The following is a 22691-nucleotide window of genomic DNA, read 5'->3' as shown; positions in this document are numbered from 1 at the left end:
AAGACAAATATGATAAAGTAATAACCATATGAATTATGGCTATATATGCCTACAGTCAATAAAAATAGTTTAAAATTATCAATCAACAACTTTTATACTTATCTCAATTCGCCTCTTGATAAAAATCGATCGCTGAATTGAGTACCGGTTTCACAATCTCATGGCGAATAACAAAATCACCAAATCCTTCTTCTTTATTGCGATGAATGGACCATGCGGCAATAAGTGGTTCGAGTGCTAATAAAATCTCCTCTACATTCACGTTTTCTTTATATAAGCGAGGAATTCGTGTGCCTTCTCGATTACCGCCAAGATATAAATTGTAGCGACCAGGTGCTTTACCCACCATGCCCACTTCCGCCAACATGGCTCTGGCGCAACCGTTAGGGCAACCGGTTACACGCAAAATAATATAATCATCGGATAAGTGATGCTGACTTAACATCTGTTCTATTTTAGTTACAAACGTCGGTAAAAACCGCTCAGCTTCAGCCATAGCAAGTGGGCAAGTTGGGAAAGACACACAGGCCATGGAATATTTACGTTGTAATGTGACAGTATCGTCAAGCAAACCATATTGACGTGCAATTTGTTCAATGGCTGCTTTTTGTTCCTCTGGCACGTTAGCTATAATTAAGTTTTGATTGGCGGTTATACGCAGATCACCTTGATGAATTTTGGCAATTTCTGCAACGCCGGTTTTTAATGGTTTATTGGGATAATCAAGTAACCGACCATTTTCAATAAATAGCGTTAAATGCCAGTTATCATCAATACCTTTATACCAACCAAATTGATCACCACGTCGACTAAATTTATAAGGTTTACTACTTAGAAATTTACTTCCGGCACGTAGTTCAACCTCTTTTTTGAAGTTTTCCACGCCAACACGTTCAAGCGTATATTTAGTTTTGGCATTTTTTCGATTATTGCGGTTACCCCAATCACGTTGAGTGGTCACAACGGCCTCAGCAAAAGTCAGTACTTTTTCGACAGGAATAAAACCAAAATCATCGGCTTTGCGTGGGTAAGTTGTTTTATCACCATGCGTCATTGCCAAACCACCACCAACTAATACATTAAAACCAATCAGTTCGCCTTTTTCTGCTATTGCTACAAAGCTAAGATCATTAGCATGAACATCCACATCATTAATCGGGGGGATGACAACGGCAGTTTTAAATTTACGCGGTAAATAAGTCGAACTTAAAATTGGCTCACTATCGGGTGTAGAAAGCTTTTCACCATCCAGCCATATTTCAACGTAAGCACGGGTTTTCGGTAAAAGGTGTTCTGAGATTTTGCTTGCCCAATGATAAGCTTGTTGATGAACTTTTGATTCCACAGGATTTGAAGTACATAAAACGTTACGATTCACATCACCGGCAGTGGCAATCGAATCCAGCCCTATCTTATGCAACAGCTGATGAGCAGACTTAAGGCTGCGTTTAAACAGTCCGTGAAATTGGAAAGTTTGTCGAGTCGTGAGTCGAATACTGCCATATTTTGTTGCTTCAGTAGCAAATTTATCGATAGTCAGCCACTGTTTTGGGGTGATGATACCACCGGGCAGGCGGCAACGTAACATCATGGAGATCAGTGGCTCGAGTTTTTGTTCTGTGCGTTCTTTACGAATATCGCGATCATCTTGCTGATACATACCATGTAAGCGAATTAGCTGAGAATTATCGCTGTTAAAGCCACCCGTTAAACCGTTATTAAGATCATCAACGATAGTGCCTCGCAAATAATTACTTTCTCGCTTAAATCGTTCAGAATCCGATAAAGGCAGATCAGAGACATCATTTTGTGGCGGTGTTAAATTGACTGTTTGAGTCAGGGTAACTGTTTTAGATTTGCTCATATTACATCACTCGATAAATTAATATTAGTTGTTGTATCTGTTTATCATTAGTAAACATCTCGTTGATAGCGCTTTTGACTTCTTAATTCATCCAAATAACTGATAGCTTGTTCTTGACTATATTGTGCTTGAGTCATCAAAATTTGTTGAAGCGCTAAATCAACCGCTTTTGCCATACGTTTAGCATCCCCACAAACATAGATAAAGGCACCTTCTTGTAGCCATTGCCAAATATCACTGGCTTGAGCAATTAATTTATCTTGTACATAGATTTTCTCAGCTTGATCTCGTGACCAAGCAAGATCAATGTGAGTTAACAGACCTTCTTTAACATAGCTCTGCCATTCCACTTGATAGAGAAAATCGGATATAAAATGTGGATTGCCAAAGAATAACCAATTCTTACCGGTAGCACCTTGACTCGCACGCTGTTGTAAGAACGCCCGAAAGGGGGCAATGCCCGTACCGGCAGCAATCATAATGATTGGTGCATGAGTATCATCAGGTAATCGAAAATTATCATTATGCTCAATAAAAATTTTGACTTGATCTTGATCAGCAATTTGATTTGCTAAGAATCCAGATGCGCCGCCCATACGGATCTTATCGTCGACCTGATAACGTACTACATTTACGGTAAGATGAACTTCTGAGCCAACTTCATCTTGCGCAGAAGCAATGGAATAGAAACGCGGAGTAAGAGGCCGAAGCAATTCAACAAAGGTCTGTGCCGCTATCTTGCTACGATAGCAGTTAAGCATATCAACCAGTGGTAATGTTTGACTCATTTCCAATAAGGCTTCTCGATCGCCAATTAAGGTAAGAAGTTCGGGATGTTGAACGGCTTGAGCGTATTTTTCAATAATGATCGGCGTATTTTGAGTCAATTCAACATATTCAGCCAGAACCGTTTTTAAAGCGATCTGTTGTCCATGATGTTCAACTGGCGTATCACCTGCAAGCTGGGTGATACTTAGTATCTCCTCCACAAGTTCATTACTATTTTGATACCAAACACCTACCGCATCACCAGGTTGATAATGAAGATCCGAATCGGACAGGTCAAGCTCAATATGACGAATATCACGATCTGAATCGCGTGAGGTGATTTTTTGATTAACGTTAACGGTTGCAATAAATGGATTATCGCGGTGATAAAGGCTACTGTTAACGGCTATACTGGTTGAATTTTCTGTTGGCGATTGTGTGTTTGATAGTTGTAATTGACTAAGTTTATCAATCACTGCCTGTCGCCAAGAGGTACTTACGGTTTGAAAATCTGTATCAGCATCTACGCGTAGTAGCAGGCGCTGAGCATCTAATTCAGCGAATCGTTGATCAAAGTCTTTAGCGGCTTGACAAAATTTTGGATAAGAAGCGTCACCTAAGCCAAAAACCGCAAACTGTAAATGAGTTAATTTAGGCGCTTTAGCTGCAAACAGATATTTATAGAGTGACAACGCCTCTTCCGGTGGCTCTCCCTCACCTTGGGTTGAGGTCACCAATATTAATATCTCTTCCTGACTGAGTTTTTTAGCTTTATATTCTCCTGCCGACAGATGAGTCACCGCAATACCCAAACGTTCAATATCCTGACTTAACTCGTTAGCGACTCGACGGGCATTACCGGTTTGTGATGCCGATATGATTGTGACTTTTTGCTCCGCTTGTGTCATATTGGAGGGGAGGGTGGTACTCGGTAAAGCTTGTTCGATGGAACTTTTTTCTGCCACTCCCCATAAATAACCCGATAACCAAGCTAGCTGCTTATCGTTGCAATTTTCAATAATTTTTTTTAACTCATCACAATTAAAAGGAAAATGTTGTGTACTCATACGATGACCTTATCTGATAGCGTTTAGCTATCGTTAAATTGCTATTGGCTCGTAACCTTAACGTGCTATGGTAAATCCAACCAACTTAGATTCACTTACCTTTTGCCAGTAAAGTCTAATGTTGTTTATTTATAAAAAATCAAAAAGTTATTTTATGTAGACCGCACTCTCTACCTTGTGGTCCTTTAGTTGGATCGACGTAGTCCATTTCGTTAGGTAAATTATGTTTTTCGATATAATTCTGCATATCTTGACTCGTCCAATCGAGTATTGGGGCGATCTTAAATAAATTGTCCCCTGCTTTTGTTACAATATTGAGTTCTTGCCTTAGCGCAGATTGTTCACGGCGTAGTGCAGTAAACCACAATGTGGGTTTAAGCGTAGACAAAGCACGGTTAAACGGCTCAATTTTAACAATTTGTGTAAACTCGGTGTGTTCCGGAGTATCAAGTTCAGGTAGCCCGCCATATCGCACATTTAAATAAGCAGTCGTCCTTTGTGGGACAAAAATATGTAGATTAAGATTAAGTTGTTTAGTAATTTCATTGGCTACACGATAGGTTGCATTGGTTGCATAGCCGTTATCAACCCAAACAACCTTAATATTCGGATCGATTTGGGTAACAAGGTGCAAAAGTACTGCCTCATAAGGGCCAAAATGGGTACTGATAATACTTTTCACTGGAATATCTTGTTGTTTTTTCAGTGCCCATTCAATAATGGTTAACGGTGACTGATTTTGCAATTTTTGGTTAACTTTAGTTAAATCTAGCATGGCTTTTCCCTTTATTGATTTATGGATGATTAACTATTTAGCTGATTACTGATTTACCCATTGATATAACTCAGCAACGACTTCTGGCCGACTAAATGTTTCTGGTATCGGCTCTTTGGCTTGTAAACGCCGTCTGACCTCCGTGCCAGAAATAAGAACGCGATCAGCACTATCGTGGGGACAGGTTTTCGTTGATGCCATACCGTCACATTTGTGGCAATAAAATGTCCAGTCAATCTTAATTGGCTTAATGAGTAAATCGTTGCCTTGCAAATGGCTAAAGATCTCTTGCGCAGCAAACGGTGAGTAAAAATCCCCAACCCCAGCATGATCGCGGCCGACGATAAGATGACTACAACCATAATTTTGTCTAAAAAGAGCATGTAGTAACGCCTCTTTCGGCCCAGCATAGCGCATATCTAAAGGGTAACCGGAATGAATAACGGAATCTGGCACAAAGTAATTATGAATTAAACTATTAATTGCTTTAAGACGAATGTTGGCCGGTACATCGCCGGGTTTTAAGTTACCAAATAATGAATGGATAAGCACACCATCAAAAAGTTCTAACACGGTTTTAACTAAATATTCGTGTGAACGATGCATTGGATTACGAGTTTGAAAGGCCGCTATTTTTTTCCAACCTAATTGATTAAAGCGTTCCCGTGTCTGTTGTGGCGTTAAAGCATATTGACCAAACTGTGCTTTAAAGCCATTATCGTGCAAAACTCGGACTTTACCACCTAAATTAACCGGTGGTTGAGCCATCAGCATTGCAACACCAGGATGGCTTGGATCTGTCGTTGTAAACACCTGATTAGCTTCATATTGTTTATCTGGACGATAAATGCTATCCACATTCAAAATACCGATTATCTGTCCATCTGGTGTTTTTAAGGCGATTTCATCACCTAATTTTAGGGTTTCAGCTTGAGCATCGGTCACCGATACGGTTATGGGAATTGGCCAAAAAACCCCGTTCGCTAAATGCATATTATCGCAAACGCTACGCCAGTCCTCTTCTCGCATAAAGCCATACAGAGGTGTAAACCCCCCGATGCCTAACATGACTAAATCTCCAATTTCACGACTGGATAAGGTAATTGCTGGTAAATTTTTTGCATATTGTTGCAGGGCTAGACGTTCATCGTCATCAACCTGTAAAGGTTGTAGACTGTCACTAGCATGAGGCGCGATCAATCCCATAATGATTCCTTACCGATATTTTTATTAAATCTAATTAAAAGCGATTATCGATAAATAAGGAAATATCAATTTTATATACCATTATGCGATTTGTGCATATTCAAAGTTGATGGAAGATGTTATCACTACAATAAGATAAAAGTTATCGGAAGCCCAAAGCTAAAGTGTTATAATTAATTCGCATACATCAAGTTGAACGTATTTAATAAAATAGAAATATTATTAAATTTCTATATATAATTTTTAATCTCTTTTCAGATAACGAATTGTGATGTTGATAGCTTTGTGCTAGTTTTATTATTCATTATTGGTCATACATTCCTCTACCCAAGGTTTACTTATGTCAAATTCATCTGCAAAAAAAGTGGCGTTTGCTGCTTTTATTGGTACTACTATTGAATGGTATGATTTTTATATCTATGCGTTAGCATCGGTATTGATTTTTGGTCAGCTATTTTTTCCGTCTGATAACGAGTTTGTACAAATTTTAGGGGCGTTTGCTACCTTTGCAGTAGGTTTTTTATCCCGTCCTTTAGGTGCTATGTTATTTGGGCATATTGGTGACCGTTTAGGGCGTAAAAAATCACTTATTATCACTTTGCTTTTAATGGGGACGGCGACCACTTTTGTTGGGTTATTACCGTCTTATCAACAAGCCGGTATTTTGGCACCAACGTTATTGGTTGCATTGCGAATTTTACAAGGTGTTGCCGTTGGTGGTGAGTGGGGTGGGGCCGTGTTGATGACGAATGAACATGCGCCGAAAGGGTTGAAAAACTTCTTTTCATCCTTTGCTCAGTGGGGAAGCCCAGCAGGCAATATTTTAGCATTACTGGTTTTTTCTTATATTATTCGTTTACCTGTTAATGAACTGATTGATAGTGGTTATTGGCGTATTCCTTTTTTAGCCAGTGCTATTTTATTAATTATTGGCATTATTGCTAGAGTGACGTTAACCGAATCGCCGGTTTTTGTTGAAGCATCTAAAAAACAAGCGGACTTAAAGCAAGAGTCAGCACCGATTATTGAAGTATTTAAAAAAGCATTGCCATTATTAATATTAGCGATTGGTGCTAATGTGCTGTCATTTAGCGGTATCTTTTCCAATACCTTAATGATTGGTTATACTACTTTGGTACTTGGTGTCGAAAAATCAGTGATAGTCGATGCACTGTTTTGGATCGCTATTGTCCATTTTGTTGCTCAACCGTTTATCTCTTATTGGTCAGAAAAATTCTCGGCAACACGCTTTTTGATTTGTACAGCAATGTTGGCAATGGCATCGGTATTCTTGTTATTCCCGATTATAAATTCAGGCACAAAAACCAGTTTTATTATTGGGATTTCGTTAAATGTGATTTGTTACAGCGGCTTTTATGGTGTAATAGCTGGGTATTTAAGTCGTATTTTCCCTGCCAGAATGCGCTATACTGGGTTATCAATGAGTTATCAAGGGTGTGCGGCTATTTTTGGTAGCTTAATTCCGATGATAGGTGGTTATGTTATTTATACCTTCAAAAGTTTTTGGTTACCCTTAGCCTTGTTTTATTGCGGTTTAGCACTGATATCCATTATCTGCATCTACTTGTTAAGCAAATATCGTTATTATGATGAATAATAAGGTCAATATATGAAAACCGTTTTATCAATTCAGTCCAATGTTGTTTATGGTTATGCCGGTAATAAAGTGGCGACGCTAGCGATGCAATTACAAGGTGTCGAAGTGATGCCAATACACACCGTTCAGTTATCGAGTAATACGGTTTATCCACATTATGACGGCATTGTGCTGGGCGCTCAGCAAATCACTCGAATCGTCAATAGTTTAGAAAAAATTGGCGTATTGTCATCCATTGACGCCATTATTTCGGGCTATATTGGACTTGCCGAACAAGGTGAAGAAATCCTTGAAGCCGTAAAAAAGATTAAATTTTATAATCCTAATGCAATTTATATTTGCGATCCGGTTATGGGGGGCGACATCAATAAAGGCAGCTCTCTGCCACAAAATATTATTGATTTCTTCACTAAGCAAGCAATCAAATACGCTGACTATATCACGCCAAATTTATTGGAATTACAGATATTATCGAATCTGGAAATCAAAACCTTTAACGATGTGCTTAACGCCATAAAAACACTGCAAAATAAGCCGATTCAAGCCATATTGGTTAAAAATCTGCTGCATGCCGGTAAAACGACGGAATTATTTGAAATGATTTTAGCCACACCATCGCAAAGCTATCATCTGGCTCGACCATTATATGATTTTCCACACCGTCCATTAGGCGTTGGGGATTTAATCTGTAGTCTGTTTACTGCCCATTTAGTCAATGGACAATCCCAACTAACCGCCTTTGAACTCGCCGCCAATGCCGCCAATCACGTGCTTGATATCACCAAACAACAAAATGCCCGAGAGCTCACGATTATTGATGCTCAGCAGTGGATTAAACAGCCGGATTTGAAGTATCGCGGAACACCGCTAGCATTATAAGGCAATTAAGATCGGTATTATTGTCATTGGTCATAATCATTTTAGCTGCAAAATTTAATTAGTTTATTCTTGGCATAGAAAATGCATTCCTCAAAATGTTACTGTTAACAATTGAGGAACGACTAAAATGTGGAAAAGACACCCAATATTATTAAGTTTATTGCTTATTAATCCTTTATCTGGTGCTGCTGATATACCGCTATCAGAGACAGGAAAGTACTGTGATACCCCTTCCCGTTGTCTTAACCCGATAACGACCAATGTTATGGTAACGTCCCCCAATTATTTAGCGACTCAAGCTGGAATTGATGTATTACACAAAGGAGGCAATGCGGTTGATGCAGCGATTGCCGTAGCCTCAACGCTTGCTGTTGTTTATCCTCAAATGAATACCATTGGTGGCGATAACTTTTGGTTAATCTACAACGCTAAAACCAAAGAACTAAAAGGACTAAATGCCAGTGGTCGTTCTGGTAGTTTGGCCACGATAGACTATTATAAAAATCAAGGTTTCCATAAAATTCCGTCGCGAGGCTATCTGGTAGCCAATACCGTTCCTGGGGTGGTTTCCGGTTGGGATGAAGCGTACCAATACGCATCTAAAAATATGAAAAATGCACTACCATGGAACACGTTATTTACATCAGCAATTGATTATGCCGAAAATGGATTTTCGGTTTCACCTAGCCTAAATTATTGGTCTACAATTAATATTGATCCAAAAGACAAAGAGTTTCGGGAGTTACAGCGTTTTTCGGAGTTTAAAAAAGTATTCTTAAAAGACGATGGGCAAGCTTACCAAATCGGCGAAATCCTTAAACAACCCGATTTAGCTAACACATTAAAAACCATTGCGAATAAAGGCGCTAAGGAATTTTATCAGGGTGATATTGCCAAAAATATTGTCAACGATCTGCAAAGCCATGGTGGTGTATTGACTTTAGATGATTTTGCTAAGCATCGTGCTACATGGGTAGCCCCGATCCATGTTAATTATCGACAATATACTGCCTATAATCTACCACCCAATACACAAGGTATGGCATCGTTAGAGATTCTAAATATACTCAATAATTTTGATATAAAATCCTTGGGGGAAGGCAGTGCGGATTATTACCATTTAATAATTGAAGCAACAAAACAAGCATTTGCTGATCGAGATAAATACCTTACTGATCCCGATTTTAATCAGATTCCGCTTGATCTCTTATTATCTACCCAACATGGTCAACAACAAGCAAAACAGATTGATATGCAAAAGGCTTGTGTAGAAATAAAGCCATTAGATCCAAAAGGCGATACCGTTTGGTTTGGTGTTGTTGATGCAGAAGGAAATGCGGTTTCTATTATTCAAAGTATTTATCATGATTTTGGTTCTGGCATTGTTGCTAAAGATACAGGAGTTTTATTGCAAAATCGTGGTAGTTTTTTCTCGTTAGAGCCTAACCATATTAATCGTTTAGAGCCAAATAAACGCACCTTTCATACGTTAAATCCAGCCATGCTTTTAAAAGATAATAAACCTTATTTGGTTTATGGCACCATGGGCGGAGAAGGACAACCCCAAACGCAAGCGGCAATTGTGACACGAATTGTTGATTTTGGCATGACACCTCAAGATGCCATTAATGCACCAAGATGGTTACATGGCCGCACATGGGGTGCATCTTCCAATAATCTTAAAGTGGAAGGGCGCATACCTAACGATGTAATTCATTCCCTCAAATTACGTGGGCATGATGTGCAAGTTATTGATGATTACACCGATACCATGGGTCATGCTGGTGCCATTCTTATCGATACCAATCATCATCTACTAATGGGCGCAACCGACCCGAGAGGGGATGGTTTAGCGGCTGGGTATTGATACTATTTGGGTAATGAATTGATAGCGGTTAAATAAAGTTGCTCAATGCAGAAAAATCCCTTTTGAACTATATATAATCTTGTTAAGGTTTCCACCGTTAAATGTTGGAAACCTTAAACCAGATAACGGTATAGACTCCCCAATATTTTTTACAAATTTTAATAAGCAATAACTATTGGCTTGGTATTGTTTGCTATAAACAAGTTGTTGTGAGTTTTTTTGCTGATTTAGCCAATGCTTGCGCAAACAAAGTAATTTTTAAAACCGCATCAAGCCAATTCAATGCGGTTGTTGTATAAAAATTACACCTTAAACGTAATCCACGGCTTAAGTTTAACCACTGTTTGAATCAAACCGGCGTTTTGTTGTGCGTCAATCACCGGTGTGATCGGTTTGTAGGCTGTAGGAGCCTCTTCACGTAGGCGTTCTTCTTTTAAGGTAATACATTGCCATGGCAAATTAACCTTATCATATTCAACTTTTTTGCTACGCATAGCTTGTCGTCTTTCTGCTCGACCTGCACCGTGTGAGCAAGACCATAACCAATCAGCATTACCTTTTCCTACTGCCACATAAGAGTGATCACCCATTGAGCCAGGGATTAAAGCTATCTGACCAGCATAAGCAGGCGTCGCCCCTTTACGATGAATATTCATCTCATGTTCAGGCAAAATGATATTGTGCGAAATGTCGACCACGAGTTGACTATTATCTTGATGAAAAATAGTTGCAAGTGATTTACGTATCAATTCGGTAATCACAATTCGATTAATCCAAGCATAACGCGCAGCAACGCCCATAGCTTGTAAATAGGCTTGTGCGTGACGATCTGTTAAACCAAACAATCCTGATTTTGGTTGCTTTTCATTATTCGGCCATAAAGCTTTTGCTCTATCTTGCCAACGCTGACCAATGTAAAAACCAACATCACGCGATCCGGTGTGAATCATGACGACGACACTACTTTTTTCAAGACCTAATTGATAAGCTAAATTTCGATCGATAATATCATCAACAATTTGTAACTCGACAAAATGATTACCAGATCCGACAGTACCTAAACTCGCTGGGCGGATAATATCGCGCTTTTCAAAAAAGGCTTCAGGTGCATACTGACTATCTGCCTTAATTAAATGATTACCCGATATTTTATTAAGCTCTGCGTGTAATCGTTCATAATTAACTGAATTCCACAAACCTTGCTGCGGTAACGCCGATAACCATGCTGAAAGACCTTGATCAAATAATGCTTGAAAAGATTGCGGTGTAACAGGTACATCGCGTTCATCTTGCAATAACACACGTTTTAATTGTGCAATAATTGTCGATTTTTGTTCACACACCTGATCAAAGCTTAAACCGGTGGTAAAAAGCCGCATACCGCAATTAATATCGGTACCAATTGCTGCCGGAATAACTAAATCCTGTGTAGTTGCAACAATACTACCAACAGGCGCAACCGCACCCGGATGAAAATCAGGTGTAGCACGAGCCATGCAAACTTTTCCTACACTATTAGGAACGCTCACTGATGCAAAGTTTAGAAGCTGTTCTACCGCTTTTTGCTCTAAAGGCAATAGACTCGGTAACAAAATTTGAGCAGAGGTATTTTCTTTATTTAAAGTATAAATATCATTATTAAAATGACTTTCAATCCCAAGACGGGACAAACGTTTTTGTAAACGGGAAAATGTAGACATAATAGCCACCTAGAAAACAATAAAAAAGCGTCTCCTCAAATTGAGAAGATAATTACAGTTTTCCTGCAGCAGCACTATTCAGGAAAGCGGGTGAATTCTATACGCTGATTATTTATTTGTAAAGGATAAAATTGATATAGTAAGTCTGATAAATTTATTTTTATGACTTGCTCATTTGCTTTAAAATAGCAAACTCACCGATAAATTGATGAAGTTTATTTAAATCTTAAAAGGTGTTATTGATGGTCAACCTTGGCAGATTGATATGCAAAAACAGCCGATCATTTTGGGTGATGATTTGTATTTTTCAATCCAAATATTGGGAAGGTTTTCCTATGCTTTGGAAATTTGGCTTTGGGCTTGTGCAAGTGTTAACACACTATTTGCTTGCTAAAGATTATCACGTGACTTTGAATGACGGATCGAAGCTAATTGAAGTAAAAGAAAAACATCACATCACTGCTGAATCTGATCATTTATCGCAATAAGTTAAATTCAATGGCTAGGGCGCTCACTCGTTCTAATTCAAAGTAAAATAGACAAATACGGTGATTAAATGGACAAAAAAGCAAAAAAGATTCTGTTTCAAACCTATTGGAAAAATGGCTGGAAAGACAGAAAGGAGATAAAAACAGAGCCGAACGACTTCGCGTATGCGAAAGAAAAAGGATTAATGTTTGATCCCATTACCATATCACACGATGATTGTGTCAATAAAATCATAAACATCGTCGCCACAATCACACTTGAACACGTTGCCAAGGCCTTTTTGAGCAGCTTATCAACGCGGCGACTTGATTGGCGCTCAGGTATTGCATCATACTTTATCGCCAAATTAATGACAGCGCATCAATATACGCCAGTCGTGTCTGGTCAATCTTATCAAGATGGCCAAATGAGTCATTCATCCTATACGTGTCAGGTCTGCCGAGATCTCAAATATGGCATGATAGGTAATGAAAACTACGTCAAAGCAGATTTAAATATCTTAAACTTTGAACGAATAAAGTGGGGGGGAGTGCGTCATGGTGATTTACTTTATACCTACTTTGATCTCATGCAATTCACCAAACAGGCAATCTCTGAACCGACCAAAGATGATATAGCTATTTTAAAAGGGATATTAGCCATTATTGCATCCTGTCAGCAAGATGATTACCCGGGTTCACTGAGTGATAAACTGACGGATGTACCTAACTTTAAATCCAATCAGGATGAACGTAACACCGTTATTGAAATTTTGGCTTGTGTGGGGATTTTACAACCCGCTTCTTATGAACGCCCAACAAGGGGAAAACACGATTGGGTATATGCCACTTATTGGCGTGGTCAGGATAAATACAATCAACAAATGGTGAAGCAATTATTTGGTCTTTAATGCATGATCTCTAATTTGCTCTAGGGGCTGTTAATCTCATCCCAACTCAGCCCATCAAATATTTTTTCAGCCTGTCGGCATCATTACTCTTCTGTTTTTTCGTTCTCGAAACTGTAAAAAGCTCTATTTTACAATAACTGGTCAAAGCAGATAGTTTCTGCTCCTGTTCACATTGTGTTGTGAATGATAAACCCAACAGCGACGAGAAACAGATTTACCATTAAAGATCAAATCAAAGCAACGACACATGTTGAATGTCGAAAAGATGCTAATGTGATTAATGAAATCCCAATGGCATACAAAGATATTGATGCTGCTATGGCTACACAAAATGAATTGGTCGAGATAATGCATCAATTAAGGCAAGTGGTGTGTGTAAAGGGGTAAAAATTATCGAGGAGCGATCCTCGATATTTATTCAATATTTACTGTTATTAATTTTAAATCACCAAACTGAAAAAGTACCATAATTGCATTGGTATTATCTTTGATAATATATTTGCAGATTTTCCTATAAGCTATTTTAATCCGTTTTGTGTTTAATGTAATTGTGCAATATTGTTGTTTGAATGTTCGTAGTTATCATTCACTCAAAATAATATAACTATTTTTTTGTCCTACTACTTGTGACATGTGAAGGCAAATATTTGACAAGTTTTGGGATATGTTAGTCGATTAATATGCTAATGGTATAGCTATGCATAACTCTAAAAAGTGGTTATTTTTGTGAAATACTTCGAAAAATTTGGTTAAAATAAAGAAATATAATTAATAAAAAAAGATACTTGGTTTTCATACCTAAAAACAGTATATACTGTTTCTATATACATGTGATTATAGTATGATCTTTGGCAATATTATTTTACGGTTTTAATTGAATTTAATTGTTATTATTTCTCAGTAAAGGAGTATATTCTATGTGGCTAGGTATTTCTTCAGATGATTGGGTGAAAATTATTATAGCTGTAATTAGTTTGATTATAGCGATTATTGGGGTATTTTCTTATATTAATAAAAGATCTCATAAAATGCGTGATGTTATTGGTGATAATAACAACGTTATAAATGGTGACGTAACTAATAAAAGGGATCAGAATGTCAAATAGCCATAAAATTAGGTATATTAATGGCAGTAATAATATTGTTAACAATGGTAATGTTTATAACTTTTCTGTACCAGAGCCAAAAGGCAATATTATGCAAAAACTGCTACAAGACATAGCAATGATGTTATCAGAAAAACAATATTATCCGGAATTACCCGATACAGAGTTATATAATATTTTAGATAAAATAGAGTTCAATAATCTTAAAAGATATGCCGATGATTACGAATATTATGATGAAGGAATGTATATTATTGAGCAAAGATTAAAGACAATAGAAGAATCAGCTGATGGTTCTATACGCCATCAAATTATTCAGTTTGTTAATAATGTTTATCGTGGTATAAAATATGAAGCAAAGAATATTACTGCTGATGATTTAATTCATCGGGTTGAATGTAAAATTAAGGATGATTTAAAGGAATATTATAAACATACTTTATCTCCAGAAGATTTATCTTATGTTGGTTTTGTTGTATTTTTTGTATTTGCAAGCTGTAAAATTTTTGACAAACCAACAGCTGAATATATGGCACAAAAAAATGTTAGTTCTTAATAAAACTTACCCAAATATTTCATTATACTATTTAGGTTCACGTTTAATTCATTTCTTTTATGAATCAGGTGTTTCAGAATTTCATTTAACCGACTTATATCAAAAATATAATAAACTCTATCCAATAACATTTAATCGGTTTATGTTAGCATTAGATTGGTTATTTTTATGTGGTATTGTAAGTGAGAGCGAAGGAGGTAGGTTAAAATGTAATTTAAAATTGGATTTTAAAAATATTACTGCTGATGATTTAAATCAATCTATTGAATGTAAGATAAATGATGAATTTAAGAAATGTTATAAGCATACTTTATTTCCCGAAGATTTATCTTATGTTGTATTTTTGTATTTGCAAGCTGTAAAATTTTTGATAAACCGAAATCTGAATATATGGAAAAAAAATGCTAATTCTTAACGAAACTCGCCCTAATATTTCTTTATATTATTTAGGTGCGTCTTTAATTCAGTTTTTTTATGAGTCGGGTATTACAGAGTTACATTTAACCGATTTATATCAAAAATATAATAAACTTTATCCAATAACGTTTAATCGGTTTATGTTAGCATTAGATTGGTTATTTATGCTTGGTATTGTAAGTGAAAGCAAAGAAGGTAGGTTAAAATGTATCTTAAAAGGCTAACGATTACTAAAGATAATGGTGATGTTATACGTCATATAAAGTTTTTTAAAGGTCTAAATCTTATCGTTGGTATATCAAACAAAGATGGAACTTCCAATAGCCTTGGCAAAACAACATTGGTTCGATGCTTGAATTACTGTTTTGGTGGGAAAATTGAAGAATTTTATACAGATAATGAAAATAAAAAAATTGAGAATACGGTAGTCAAAGACTTTTTGATATCAAACCTATTAAAATTTGAACTTACTTTGGGAAATAATCTAGAAACCGATAGTATTAGTGATATAAAAATATCTCGACAAATCGCTATTAACAGTAAAACATCAAAGATAGATTCAATTAATAGTATTAATGGAGAAACTTATTCTTTAGAATCATTTCATGAAGTATTAAAACAAAAACTATTTTCTTTAAAAGAGCCGAAACCTACTTTCAGGCAATTAATTCCAAAATTTGTCCGAAATAAAGATTATGAAGTTAGCAATATTTTAAAATACCTTCATGCCTCTACTAGCATAATTGATTATACAACTATTTGGTTATTTTTATTTGGTTTTGAAAATATAGAAAAAATTAATAGTAAATTAAGTTTAGCAAATGACTTTAAAAAAGTATCAGAAAATTATAAAGCATTGAAATCAATTGTACCTAATGGATTACAACAAAAAATAGATTTATTAGAAGTCGAATTATCTGAAAAAATTGAATTGAGAGATTCTTTTCAGATTGAAAGACGTTATGCTCAAGATGAAGATGAATTAGCAGTTTTGCAATCTAAAATACATTCTATCGAAGAAAGTATAACTAAATTGACATTAGATAAAGATGTATTAGTTGAAAGATTGAATACATTAATTAATGATGAATTTAAATATGATGCTAAAAATGTTAAATATATTTATGAAGAGGCAAATCTTTTAAATATTGATGTTCAGCGTAAATTTGAAGATACGATAAATTTTCATAATGGCATGCTAAAAAACGAAGAAAGTTATTTATTGAAACGTATAGCTAAAATTGATGAAAAGTTAAATACTTTATTTTCGATTCGATTAACTTCTATTGAAAGCTATAATTCGGTATTAAGCAAACTTGGTCAACAAGGTTCTTTAGCTGAATATACCAAACTAAATGAAAGCATAACAAAATTATCATCTGAAATATCTAATGATAAAGCTTTGCTTGGTCAGTTAGCTGCTTTAGCTCAAGATAAAATAGCAATTAACACACAATTAGATTCTTTAATCTTTAGTTTGAAAGAAAGTATAAGTGTTTTTACAAAAAATAATATTAATATATTTAATACTTATTTTTCTAATTATTCTGAATCAATATATAAAGAAAAATGGTATGTGACATTTGATGAAGATTCTTATCGATTTGATATTAAAGCCTTTGAGTCAAATGCGGGTAGTGGAAAAAAACAAACGTTAGTTGCAGCATTTGATATTGCCTATATGTCTTTCATACAGGATAAAAATATTAATTTACCTTATCCGAGATTTACGACTCAAGACAAGATTGAAATTATTGATATTAAAGAATTATATAAATTAGCGGATTTAGTTTTAAATTCAAATGGGCAACTTATCGCGCCAATTATTCAAGACAAATTTGATAATTTAGACGAATCATTTACAGGAAGTGTAATTTTAGAACTATCATCTAGTAATCGTTTTTTTGGTATATAAAGATAATTATTGATCCTATTTTCTATCAACCACTAGCGGATAGTTGTTATATCAAATTCAAGCAACTATCCTGTTTTTTTACAACCCTCTCCACCGCCTTCACCGTTATCCCCAAAATTTTAGCAATATCATCAACCGAAAAACCTTTTTTCAACAATGCATTAATCAGTATTTTCTTTTCAGACTCTGCTTTTTCTCGACGTGCTTTTTCTATTTTTGTTTTATCCCTTTCAACCGCCAACTTCTCTTTAGCAATCAATTTTTCTTCCTTACGGATGCGTTCAACCACTTGATAAGTCGGTACGTATTTTAGGCTTTGCTCTAACTCGTCCATAAGTTTAGTACTGCGAAAGCTGATATAGGATTTTGGGGTGATGATTAGGTGGTCGATTAGATTGATATTTAGAATACGGCCAACTTGAATGAGGCGATCAGTGATATCTTTATCCGCCTCGGACGGCGTCAGCGATCCTGACGGATGGTTGTGAACTAATATCACGCGTGAGGCGTTTTTCATTACCGCAACACGAAATACATTCATCGGTTCAACATCGACCGATTTATAACCGCCAAGCGCAATAAGTTCGATATACAGGATGTAACCAGCTTAATTTATACCAATCATACAAAGATGTTCATTTTCTTGGTCGATTGGGTTATCACGCAATAACACACGTTGCATAATGCTGTACACATCGTCCGTACCTTCATCATACTTGGTGAGTTTTATATCTATCTTATCACCTTGTAAAATCAGTTAAAAAATAATATAGCATATTCTGTTTAGGCTGGGCAGTCGTTAATTAAACAATTCCAACTGTTTAATTTTTAGGTTATAGTGTTTGTGAAAATTATTGAGGAGTCTATACCGTTATAAGGAGCATAATGATGTATCATGCAATTTTACCGAGTAAGCAACAGCCTGCTGCAGAGCGATTTTTGCAACAGTTGCCCAAGTTTGTTGCAGCAAGTCCATTATGCCAGCGCCTTAAACCGACATCATTGCTGATTGATATTGCTGCGTATACCTTAACGGCTCAGCCCCACAGTTTTATTGCTGCTCAGTTCAACCTGTCACCACGAGCAGCTCGTAGACGGGATAATGTTATACGGCAATTGCTGGAGCAGCATGAGCCTGACCTTTATCAAGCGGTATTAGACCTTGAGCAAAACACCCCTAACCAGGTCAGTCAGCAATCGAAAGCATTTAAATCATGGCTTAAAGATTTGCTCAGTACATCCGTCATGCCTTGCGATTATTGCGAATCACCTCTGACGGTTCGTATTGGTCACCGCCTTAATTTTCGTTGCCGAAGTTGTCGACGCACGTTTAATCCACTCAAAAAATATCAATTAGATCATTTATCTCATTGCGAACTGTGGTTACCTTTTGTTGACTTATTGCTACAAGGTGAAACTCTTAAAACCGCTAATCAGCAATTAGGGATTAACTCCAATACCGCCGCTAAATGGAAGTCCTGTTTTCTGTGGATAATGGAAAAGCAAGGGTTTTCCATATTGGCGAATTATTGCCGAGTAAAGCGACGCCAACGTTATCGGCAAATTTGGTTAGATGTTAAAGCCGGAGCAACATTTTTACCCACCGTTGGCTCTCGTTTTAGGCATAAATCACATTTTTGATTCATATCTTTGTAAAAAAGATTGAGGAGTCTATACCGTTTCAATCAGCACGTTAAATGATTTCTCATTAAAATCGCGATTATAGAATTTTGACTGCTGTTTTTGCTTTCTACATTCTATAGTCGATATATTAACCAAAATTCATTCAAATAAATCGGCTATATCAATTTAAAATCAAGTTAGCTACTTTATTCAAGACAAAGCCAATTATCTATCTAATACTACTGTTTTCTACCCTTAATTATGTTGTAGTAAGACGGACAAAAGTATGGATAAAGAGATAGATTCGCCACCGCCCCCAATTAAACGTAAAAAGAAGCTGATTATATTAACGCTATTATTTCTTTTTTTGGCTTTGGCTTATGGCGTTTATTGGTTTATGTTTAGTCGATTTAATCAATCAACTGATAATGCTTATGTTATGGGTAATCAGGTCCCGGTTGATGCGCAAGTAAATGGTGGAATATTAACGATTAATGTCGATAATAACGATTTTATTCAACAAAATGATGTGATAGCAACGATTGATGCAGTTGATGCAGAAAATGAATTTGGTTATGCCAAAAATGCGTTAATCAAAGCGATTAGAGAGTTGCATCAAATTCAGATCACAAATGAAAAACTTTCAGCCAGCATTCAGTTAAAACAAGTCACCTTAGACAAACTTAAGCAAGATCTTGATCGCCGGGAGAATCTTTGGTCACGAAAGGTCATTTCAAAAGAAGAGATTATTCATGCAAGGCAAGATGTCGATTTTGCTATTAATGATTTAAAGATATCTCAGCATGAATTAGCCATTAATAATGCGCTACTAATGAAAACGCCATTATTAGAACAACCAAGTATTCAGCAAGCAATTTTTAAATTAAAACAAGCTTGGCTTAACTTAAAGCGAACCAAAATCACCGCACCTGTAACTGGGTATGTCGCGAGGCGAAGTGTCCAAGTTGGTACACAAGTGACTAAAGGTGAGCGTTTAATGGTTATTGTTCCGTTAGATCAAGTATGGGTAGAAGCAAATTTTAAAGAGGTACAGTTAAACGATATTCGTATCGGTCAGCCAGTTACCTTAGAAAGTGATTACTATGGTGAAAAAGTTGAGTATAAAGGAAAGATAAGTGGTATTGCGATGGGTACTGGCGGTGCTTTTTCTTTGCTACCTGCACAAAATGCGACAGGAAATTGGATCAAAGTGATTCAACGTTTACCGGTACGGATTGAATTAGACAAAGTGCAACTTAAACAATTTCCATTACGTATAGGCTTATCAATGAATGTTAATGTGGATACGCATGATACGTCAGGTAAGCTTTTAACCGATATTCCAGCGAAGACGATAAAATATCAAACGGATTCACTTTCTTTTGATGAAACTGAATTTGAGCAGCTCGTTAAGAATATTGTAAAAAACAATTTTTACGCTACGCAGATTATTCAATGAATCAAAGTAAAGCGTCCTCATTGCCTTTAACTGGCATCAGATTTATCTTACTAATTATTTTATTAGCGGTAATCGCGTTTTTACAGATTTTGGATTTAACAATTACTAATGTGGCGTTATCAACCATTACGGGTAATCTTGGTGCTTCAAATTCGCAAGGAACGTGGGTTATCACCTCTTTTGCCGTTGCTAATGCTATTTCGATCCCCTTAACGGGATGGTTAGCTCAGCGTTTTGGTGAAGTGAAATTATTTACTTATTCTATCTTATTTTTCGTAGTCACTTCTTGGCTTTGTGGTATTTCAAATAGTTTAGCAATGCTGATTTTTTCAAGATTATTGCAAGGTATGGTTTCTGGACCAATCATCCCTCTATCGCAAAGCTTGCTATTAGCGTATTGCCCGCCGGCCAAAAAAAATATGTCATTAGCTATATGGTCAATGACAATTATTATTGCGCCAATCTGTGGTCCAATTCTAGGGGGTTGGATTAGTGATAATTATTTTTGGGGATGGATCTTTTTAATCAATATTCCTTTCGGGATCATCATTTGGTTTGGTGTTCACCTTTTATTAAAAGATCGTGAAACGGCTACCAGCAAATTACCCATTGATAGGATTGGATTAGTTTTATTTATAGCTGGCGTGGGATGTTTACAACTGGTATTAGATAGAGGAAAAGAGCTTGATTGGTTTAATTCTAATCAGATTATTATTCTTTCTGTATTAGCTGTTGTTTTTATTAGTTATTTTATTGTTTGGGAACAAACAACAGATTATCCAATTATTGATTTATCCGTTTTTAAATCCCGAAATTTTACCATTGGCACAATTTGTATTAGTTTGGCATTTTTACTCCATATTGGCACGCTGGTTATTCAACCACAATTATTACAACGTGTGTTTGGTTATACTGCAACTTACGCCGGTTTAGTGTTAGCGCCAATTGGTTTGGTTCCTATTTTTCTTGCGCCAATAATTGGCCGATTTGCTTCGAATGTCGATATGCGAAAAGTGGTGACGTTTAGCTTTATTGTGTTTGCACTCTGTTTTTTTTGGCGAGCATATACATTTGAATCAAACATGACTTTTGCTGATGCAGCATGGCCTCAGTTTTATCAAGGTTTTGCGATAGCGTGTTTTATTATGCCATTAAATATTATTATTTTATCTGATATTCCCATTCATAAATTAGCAATTGCCGGCAGTATCTTTAACTTTTTTAGAACGTTGTCGACATCAGTTGGTACCTCGTTAACCGCTACTTTATGGGAGCGTCGTGAAGTGATTCATCATAGTCAATTGACTGATATAATTTATCAAAATTCCCAAGCATTAAATTACACTTATCAACAGTTCAATCAACTAGATTTATCTAACATGCAAGTATCAGCTATGCTGGCACAACAAATTACCAATCAAGGTTTATTAATTGGCATTAATGAAATTTTTTGGCTATATGGTATGATATTTTTAGGTTTAATTGGTATAGTATGGTTAGCAAAATCTTCTGTGAAGGTTAATTGATACCAGGCTAATTAAATCAACGTGATTTTTATTTTGTGGCAGGAGTTAAGTATCAATCAGTGGTATATTATTCAGATATAAAATAAGCAGGAGAGCGCATTTTGCATATTGATTCAGTGATTCAATTAGATGAACAAGACTCAGCAACTTTGTACTTTCTCCAAAACGTTAATACCGATTTTCATCGCCATCCTTGTTTACAATTAACGATATCACTAAACGATATTTTTTTAAGTTTAGAAACAGAAGATAAAAAGTATCGTGAATTTGGTTTTATTATTCGTTCAAATCTGTCACATAAATTAAATACAACTTGCGCTATCAATTTATTACTCGAACCCGACGCGCCTTATTTTCATTTGTTGTCACATTTTACCGAAAACGATCCTATTTATCGTTTATCACGTGAAGAAGCCTCAATACTGGCACAATATTTTATACATACTATTGAAAATAAACAGGTATTCGATATCGAGCATATTGTTAATTTATTATATCGCCCTAATACAAGTTGTCTTTGTCGGCAAGATAGTCGCATAGTTAAAGCGACCTCAATAATTTCGTTATTGCCGGTAAAACAGATATCCTCAAAAGAAATTGCTGATAAAATTTATTTATCCGAAAGTCGTTTTTTACATTTATTTCGAGAAAATCTAGGTATCAATTTCCGAGGCTATCTGTTATGGAAAAGATTGCGTGATGTTATTAACACGCTTGACGCATCGGCAACATTAACAACTTTAGCTAATAATATGGGCTTTGCCGATTCAGCTCACTTTAGCCGAACTTGTGTTGCAAGTTTCGGATTAAGGCCCTCAGAGCTGAAACGAGCGTTAATTTATAATCAAAAATTGCCAAACAATAAATATGGTAAACATATTTATTGTTTGCATAAGCCAGCAGAAAAATAACTCACCAGACCCAGCTGAGCCATTCAATTCTGCGTTAATTTTAGTATGTTAAAAAT

General features: G+C 36.1%; 20 protein-coding genes and 1 pseudogene. 15 read left to right on the top strand and 6 right to left on the bottom strand.

All coding sequences use genetic code 11. The features are described from left to right. Window positions 1-103: 103 nt before the first annotated feature. The 4 genes from cysI to sat all read right to left on the bottom strand — a co-directional run bounded on the left by cysI (window position 104) and on the right by sat (window position 5680). Window positions 104-1864: an assimilatory sulfite reductase (NADPH) hemoprotein subunit gene (gene cysI, locus J3U18_RS09235; RefSeq protein ID WP_267353764.1), complete on the bottom strand. Its 1761-nt coding sequence runs from the start codon at window positions 1862-1864 to the stop codon at window positions 104-106. 47 nt (window positions 1865-1911) lie between these two features. Continuing rightward, entirely contained in the window at window positions 1912-3699 is a 1788-nt protein-coding gene (locus J3U18_RS09230; RefSeq protein ID WP_267353762.1) for an assimilatory sulfite reductase (NADPH) flavoprotein subunit, read from the bottom strand. A 139-nt stretch (window positions 3700-3838) separates the two neighbouring features. Next, complete coding sequence (locus J3U18_RS09225) at window positions 3839-4474, bottom strand: phosphoadenosine phosphosulfate reductase family protein (RefSeq protein WP_065562758.1); 636 nt, start codon at window positions 4472-4474, stop codon at window positions 3839-3841. 45 nt (window positions 4475-4519) lie between these two features. Next, the gene (sat, locus tag J3U18_RS09220) at window positions 4520-5680 is read right to left on the bottom strand and encodes a sulfate adenylyltransferase (RefSeq protein WP_267353760.1); all 1161 of its coding nucleotides are present in this window, start codon (window positions 5678-5680) and stop codon (window positions 4520-4522) included. A 340-nt stretch (window positions 5681-6020) separates the two neighbouring features. Between sat and J3U18_RS09215 the strand changes: the two genes are divergently transcribed. The 3 genes from J3U18_RS09215 (at window position 6021) to ggt (ending at window position 10044) form a co-directional block, all read left to right on the top strand. Further along, window positions 6021-7298: an MFS transporter gene (locus J3U18_RS09215; protein ID WP_065733644.1), complete on the top strand. Its 1278-nt coding sequence runs from the start codon at window positions 6021-6023 to the stop codon at window positions 7296-7298. Window positions 7299-7310: 12 nt separating this feature from the next. Next, a complete protein-coding gene (gene pdxY / locus J3U18_RS09210; protein WP_267353758.1) occupies window positions 7311-8177 on the top strand; it encodes a pyridoxal kinase PdxY in 867 nt (288 codons plus the stop codon). A gap of 127 nt (window positions 8178-8304) precedes the next feature. Beyond that, entirely contained in the window at window positions 8305-10044 is a 1740-nt protein-coding gene (gene ggt / locus J3U18_RS09205; protein WP_267353757.1) for a gamma-glutamyltransferase, read from the top strand. 302 nt (window positions 10045-10346) lie between these two features. Here ggt and J3U18_RS09200 read toward each other — a convergent pair whose 3' ends face one another. After that, window positions 10347-11744, bottom strand: a complete 1398-nt coding sequence (locus tag J3U18_RS09200; RefSeq protein WP_267353756.1) for an RtcB family protein — start codon at window positions 11742-11744, stop codon at window positions 10347-10349. A 265-nt stretch (window positions 11745-12009) separates the two neighbouring features. On the opposite strand from J3U18_RS09200, the gene J3U18_RS11930 reads away from it, so the two are divergent. From J3U18_RS11930 to J3U18_RS09160, 8 genes and pseudogenes are all read left to right on the top strand, one after another. Next, a complete protein-coding gene (locus J3U18_RS11930) occupies window positions 12010-12138 on the top strand; it encodes a hypothetical protein (RefSeq protein WP_416380100.1) in 129 nt (42 codons plus the stop codon). A 162-nt stretch (window positions 12139-12300) separates the two neighbouring features. Continuing rightward, complete coding sequence (locus J3U18_RS09190) at window positions 12301-13122, top strand: hypothetical protein (RefSeq protein WP_267376905.1); 822 nt, start codon at window positions 12301-12303, stop codon at window positions 13120-13122. A 149-nt stretch (window positions 13123-13271) separates the two neighbouring features. After that, window positions 13272-13509 (top strand): annotated as a pseudogene (locus J3U18_RS09185) (RtcB family protein); the annotation flags it as partial. A gap of 530 nt (window positions 13510-14039) precedes the next feature. After that, complete coding sequence (locus J3U18_RS09180; protein WP_267353754.1) at window positions 14040-14228, top strand: hypothetical protein; 189 nt, start codon at window positions 14040-14042, stop codon at window positions 14226-14228. Continuing rightward, complete coding sequence (locus tag J3U18_RS09175; RefSeq protein WP_267353753.1) at window positions 14218-14784, top strand: hypothetical protein; 567 nt, start codon at window positions 14218-14220, stop codon at window positions 14782-14784. Before J3U18_RS09180 ends, J3U18_RS09175 begins: the two co-directional genes overlap by 11 nt. Further along, window positions 14771-15199 (top strand): ABC-three component system middle component 6, encoded by a 429-nt coding sequence (locus tag J3U18_RS09170; protein WP_267353752.1) that lies wholly within the window; start codon window positions 14771-14773, stop codon window positions 15197-15199. The genes J3U18_RS09175 and J3U18_RS09170 overlap by 14 nt, the downstream gene beginning before the upstream one ends. Next, entirely contained in the window at window positions 15186-15425 is a 240-nt protein-coding gene (locus tag J3U18_RS09165; RefSeq protein WP_267353751.1) for an ABC-three component system middle component 6, read from the top strand. The genes J3U18_RS09170 and J3U18_RS09165 overlap by 14 nt, the downstream gene beginning before the upstream one ends. Then, complete coding sequence (locus J3U18_RS09160; RefSeq protein WP_267353750.1) at window positions 15407-17116, top strand: DUF2326 domain-containing protein; 1710 nt, start codon at window positions 15407-15409, stop codon at window positions 17114-17116. The genes J3U18_RS09165 and J3U18_RS09160 overlap by 19 nt, the downstream gene beginning before the upstream one ends. Window positions 17117-17162: 46 nt before the next feature. Here the strand turns inward: J3U18_RS09160 and J3U18_RS09155 are convergent, their stop codons facing one another. After that, a complete protein-coding gene (locus J3U18_RS09155) occupies window positions 17163-17705 on the bottom strand; it encodes a JAB domain-containing protein (RefSeq protein WP_267353812.1) in 543 nt (180 codons plus the stop codon). A gap of 296 nt (window positions 17706-18001) precedes the next feature. Here J3U18_RS09155 and J3U18_RS09150 point away from each other — a divergent pair, with 296 nt between their 5' ends. From J3U18_RS09150 to J3U18_RS09135, 4 genes are all read left to right on the top strand, one after another. Further along, window positions 18002-18757 carry a hypothetical protein gene (locus J3U18_RS09150; RefSeq protein WP_267353749.1) on the top strand — a complete coding sequence of 252 codons (756 nt, stop codon included), beginning with the start codon at window positions 18002-18004 and terminating at the stop codon, window positions 18755-18757. A 268-nt stretch (window positions 18758-19025) separates the two neighbouring features. Further along, window positions 19026-20198, top strand: a complete 1173-nt coding sequence (locus J3U18_RS09145) for an HlyD family efflux transporter periplasmic adaptor subunit (protein ID WP_267353748.1) — start codon at window positions 19026-19028, stop codon at window positions 20196-20198. Further along, on the top strand, window positions 20195-21724 hold the full coding sequence (locus J3U18_RS09140; protein ID WP_267353747.1) for a DHA2 family efflux MFS transporter permease subunit: 1530 nt from the start codon (window positions 20195-20197) through the stop codon (window positions 21722-21724). Before J3U18_RS09145 ends, J3U18_RS09140 begins: the two co-directional genes overlap by 4 nt. Window positions 21725-21825: 101 nt before the next feature. After that, window positions 21826-22635 carry an AraC family transcriptional regulator gene (locus tag J3U18_RS09135; RefSeq protein WP_267353746.1) on the top strand — a complete coding sequence of 270 codons (810 nt, stop codon included), beginning with the start codon at window positions 21826-21828 and terminating at the stop codon, window positions 22633-22635. Window positions 22636-22691: the final 56 nt, after the last annotated feature.

It is taken from the genome of Gilliamella sp. B3482 (assembly GCF_026536805.1).
GTDB lineage: Bacteria > Pseudomonadota > Gammaproteobacteria > Enterobacterales > Orbaceae > Gilliamella > Gilliamella apicola_E.
This window is presented reverse-complemented; position numbering and strand designations above follow the sequence as displayed.

Bases quoted from the DNA above. Each gene is read 5' to 3' on its own strand.
- cysI (WP_267353764.1), bottom strand. From the start codon at position 1,864: ATGAGCAAATCTAAAACAGTTACCCTGACTCAAACAGTCAATTTAACA.
- J3U18_RS09230 (WP_267353762.1), bottom strand. From the start codon at position 3,699: ATGAGTACACAACATTTTCCTTTTAATTGTGATGAGTTAAAAAAAATT.
- J3U18_RS09225 (WP_065562758.1), bottom strand. From the start codon at position 4,474: ATGCTAGATTTAACTAAAGTTAACCAAAAATTGCAAAATCAGTCACCG.
- sat (WP_267353760.1), bottom strand. From the start codon at position 5,680: ATGGGATTGATCGCGCCTCATGCTAGTGACAGTCTACAACCTTTACAG.
- J3U18_RS09215 (WP_065733644.1), top strand. From the start codon at position 6,021: ATGTCAAATTCATCTGCAAAAAAAGTGGCGTTTGCTGCTTTTATTGGT.
- pdxY (WP_267353758.1), top strand. From the start codon at position 7,311: ATGAAAACCGTTTTATCAATTCAGTCCAATGTTGTTTATGGTTATGCC.
- ggt (WP_267353757.1), top strand. From the start codon at position 8,305: ATGTGGAAAAGACACCCAATATTATTAAGTTTATTGCTTATTAATCCT.
- J3U18_RS09200 (WP_267353756.1), bottom strand. From the start codon at position 11,744: ATGTCTACATTTTCCCGTTTACAAAAACGTTTGTCCCGTCTTGGGATT.
- J3U18_RS11930 (WP_416380100.1), top strand. From the start codon at position 12,010: ATGCAAAAACAGCCGATCATTTTGGGTGATGATTTGTATTTTTCAATC.
- J3U18_RS09190 (WP_267376905.1), top strand. From the start codon at position 12,301: ATGGACAAAAAAGCAAAAAAGATTCTGTTTCAAACCTATTGGAAAAAT.
- J3U18_RS09180 (WP_267353754.1), top strand. From the start codon at position 14,040: ATGTGGCTAGGTATTTCTTCAGATGATTGGGTGAAAATTATTATAGCT.
- J3U18_RS09175 (WP_267353753.1), top strand. From the start codon at position 14,218: ATGTCAAATAGCCATAAAATTAGGTATATTAATGGCAGTAATAATATT.
- J3U18_RS09170 (WP_267353752.1), top strand. From the start codon at position 14,771: ATGTTAGTTCTTAATAAAACTTACCCAAATATTTCATTATACTATTTA.
- J3U18_RS09165 (WP_267353751.1), top strand. From the start codon at position 15,186: ATGCTAATTCTTAACGAAACTCGCCCTAATATTTCTTTATATTATTTA.
- J3U18_RS09160 (WP_267353750.1), top strand. From the start codon at position 15,407: ATGTATCTTAAAAGGCTAACGATTACTAAAGATAATGGTGATGTTATA.
- J3U18_RS09150 (WP_267353749.1), top strand. From the start codon at position 18,002: ATGATGTATCATGCAATTTTACCGAGTAAGCAACAGCCTGCTGCAGAG.
- J3U18_RS09145 (WP_267353748.1), top strand. From the start codon at position 19,026: ATGGATAAAGAGATAGATTCGCCACCGCCCCCAATTAAACGTAAAAAG.
- J3U18_RS09140 (WP_267353747.1), top strand. From the start codon at position 20,195: ATGAATCAAAGTAAAGCGTCCTCATTGCCTTTAACTGGCATCAGATTT.